Source organism: Pseudomonas sp. R62 (assembly GCF_000257605.1).
Taxonomy (GTDB): Bacteria; Pseudomonadota; Gammaproteobacteria; order Pseudomonadales; family Pseudomonadaceae; genus Aquipseudomonas; species Aquipseudomonas atacamensis.
Genome location: NZ_JH635998.1, coordinates 1,582,562 through 1,585,538, shown reverse-complemented (window position 1 = coordinate 1,585,538; position 2,977 = coordinate 1,582,562). Strand labels below are relative to the sequence as shown.

Genomic DNA, 2,977 nt, shown 5'->3' with positions numbered 1-2,977 from the left:
GGCCGCCGTCTCAAGGCGAGCAAAAAAGTCGAGCGCAAACGCGTCACTCAAGGCCCGGCATTGCCCGGCAAACTGGCTGACTGCGCCGGGCAGGACCCGATGCGTTCCGAGCTGTTCCTGGTCGAGGGTGACTCCGCCGGCGGTTCGGCCAAGCAAGCGCGGGACAAGGAGTTCCAGGCGATCCTGCCGTTGCGCGGCAAGATCCTCAACACCTGGGAAGTCGACGGCAGCGAAGTGCTCGCCAGCCAGGAAGTGCACAACATCGCCGTGGCCATCGGCGTCGATCCGGGCGCGGCGGACATGAGCCAGCTGCGCTACGGCAAGATCTGCATCCTCGCCGACGCCGACTCCGACGGTCTGCACATTGCGACTTTGCTGTGCGCGCTGTTCGTTCAGCACTTCCGCCCGTTGGTGGATGCCGGTCACGTCTACGTGGCGATGCCGCCGCTGTACCGCATCGACCTCGGCAAAGAAATCTACTACGCCCTCGACGAGGCCGAGCGCGACGGTATTCTCGATCGCCTGGTGGCCGAGAAGAAACGCGGCAAGCCGCAGGTCACCCGATTCAAGGGTCTGGGCGAAATGAACCCGCCGCAACTGCGTGAAACTACCATGGACCCGAACACCCGGCGTCTGGTGCAGTTGACGCTGGGCGAAGACTTCGCCGAAACCTCGGAAATGATGGACATGCTGCTGGCGAAGAAACGCGCCGGTGACCGCAAATCCTGGCTGGAATCCAAAGGCAACCTCGCCGAGGTGCTGGCCTGATGCAGTTTGGCTGGGCCTTGGCGGGGGCGTTGCTGCTGAGTGCGCTGAGCGTGTCGGCCGAGCCGCTGCAACAATTGCGGCTGCTTTCCGAACACCCGGTCGAAGGCATGCGCGGCGGTAACCTGTCGGGCCTGGCCATGTGTGGCAATGAGCTGTGGACGGTTTCCGATCGCGATGACGAGCAGATCTATCGGCTCGATACCCGCGATCCGGTCTGGCAGGCGCAAACCGTGCACATCGACGTGCCGCCTGTGCCGGAGAGCGGTTTGCCGTGGGGCTTGAGTTCGCGCACCTGGGCGGCGTCGTTCATTCGCGGTGGCGATCTGGATTTCGAGGGCATCAGTTGCGACAGCGTGGGCAATCGCTACATCGTCAGTGAGGCCCATGCGGCGGTATTGCAGGTGCCGGTCAGTGGTCCGGCGAACTGGCTGAAAATCTCGCCGCTGCTGGTTCGCGAAGCGCGGGCGAGCGGCCTGCTGCTGAAGTTCAACTCGATCTTCGAGGGCCTGGCGATCAACCCGGCCGGTGATCAGATGTGGCTGGCCGCCGAACGGCAAAAACGCGGTTTGCTGCTGATCAAGCGCCAGCAGACGGTGTGGGATTGTGACGGTCGCTGCGTGCTGCTCAGTGAGGGCGGCAAGGAGATGCAGCCGCCGCAGTTTCCCAAGGCGAAAGCGGTTCATCGCGACTTTTCCGACATTTCCTTGTTCAACGGCAAGCTGTTTACCCTTGAGCGCAACGCTTTCGAGATCTGCCGTCGCGATGCGCAGACGGCCAAGGTCGAGCAGTGCTGGTCGTATGCCGGCGAACTGTTGCAGGAAAATCGCCGCTACTCGCAGAACTACGGACTGGAGGAAGCGCTGATCGTTGATGCCGAAGGTGCGTGGATCGGCGTCGACAACAATTTTGGCCCGCGTGCTGATGGCGAAGTCCGCCCGGTGGTCTGGCGCTTTGCCGCGCCGGACGGTGGCTGGAGTGCCAGGCCATGAGCCAGCAGCCACCGGGCAAGCGCGCCGGTCGGGTGTTGATGATCCTCGCCTGGTGCGCGGCGTTGTTTCTTGCGACGAAGTTTTTTGGGCAGTGGGAGCAGCGCCAGCAGAATCCGAACATCGTGGTTACGTCGGAGCAGGGCGAAGGATTTATCGAAGTGAAACTGGCGAGCAATGCCCAAGGGCATTTTGTCGCCAGCGGCCAGATCAACGGCGAGCCGGTCGAGTTCATGCTCGACACCGGCGCCACCGATGTGGCGATCCCGGCGGATCTGGCCAAGCGTTTGAAGCTGCAAGAAGGTTTCGGCGTGACCCTGAGCACGGCCAACGGCCTGAGCCAGGGCTATCGAACGAAGATTGCCCGCCTGCAATTGGGCGACATCGTCCTGCGGGATGTCCGCGCACTGGTGGCGCCGGGGCTGCATGGCGATCAGGTGCTGCTCGGCATGAGCGCCCTGAACAGACTTGAATTTACCCAGCGCGGTGGCACCATGCTGCTGCGCCAGACAACGAACCGATGAGGCCCGCATGAGCGACTCCCTTGATCTCAGCCTGGACGGTGTAGAACGCCGCTCGCTGGCTGACTTCACCGAAAATGCCTACCTCAACTACTCCATGTACGTGATCATGGACCGCGCCTTGCCGCATATCGGCGACGGCCTGAAGCCGGTACAGCGGCGTATCGTCTACGCCATGAGCGAACTGGGGCTGGACGCTGATTCCAAGCACAAGAAATCGGCGCGTACCGTCGGTGACGTGCTCGGTAAATTCCACCCCCACGGCGACTCGGCGTGCTACGAAGCGATGGTGCTGATGGCGCAGCCGTTCAGCTATCGCTACACGCTGGTCGACGGCCAGGGCAACTGGGGGGCGCCGGACGATCCGAAGTCCTTCGCCGCCATGCGTTACACCGAAGCGCGGCTGTCGCGCTATTCCGAAGTGCTGCTCAGCGAGCTGGGCCAGGGCACCGCTGACTGGGGGCCGAACTTCGACGGCACCCTGCAGGAACCGCTGGTGTTGCCAGCGCGCCTGCCGAACATTCTGCTCAACGGCACCACCGGTATCGCCGTGGGCATGGCCACCGACGTGCCGCCACACAACCTGCGTGAAGTCGCCACCGCCTGCGTGCGTCTGCTCGATGAGCCGAAAGCCACGGTCGAGCAGCTCTGCGAACACATTCAGGGGCCGGACTATCCGACCGAAGCGGAAATCATCACGCC

At 63.3% G+C, this 2,977-nt stretch carries 4 protein-coding genes; all 4 read left to right on the top strand.

Annotated features, from left to right (window positions below):
• The coding region (locus OQK_RS08360; protein WP_038860755.1) for a toprim domain-containing protein at positions 1 to 768 on the top strand (768 nt) is incomplete at its 5' end.
• Complete coding sequence (locus tag OQK_RS08355) at positions 768 to 1,757, top strand: esterase-like activity of phytase family protein (RefSeq protein ID WP_016771969.1); 990 nt, start codon at positions 768 to 770, stop codon at positions 1,755 to 1,757. The genes OQK_RS08360 and OQK_RS08355, both read left to right, overlap by 1 nt.
• Complete coding sequence (locus tag OQK_RS08350; RefSeq protein ID WP_016771968.1) at positions 1,754 to 2,278, top strand: retropepsin-like aspartic protease family protein; 525 nt, start codon at positions 1,754 to 1,756, stop codon at positions 2,276 to 2,278. Before OQK_RS08355 ends, OQK_RS08350 begins: the two co-directional genes overlap by 4 nt.
• Before the next feature lie 7 nt (positions 2,279 to 2,285).
• On the top strand, positions 2,286 to 2,977 hold a 692-nt coding region (locus OQK_RS08345; RefSeq protein ID WP_038860753.1), incomplete at its 3' end, for a DNA gyrase subunit A.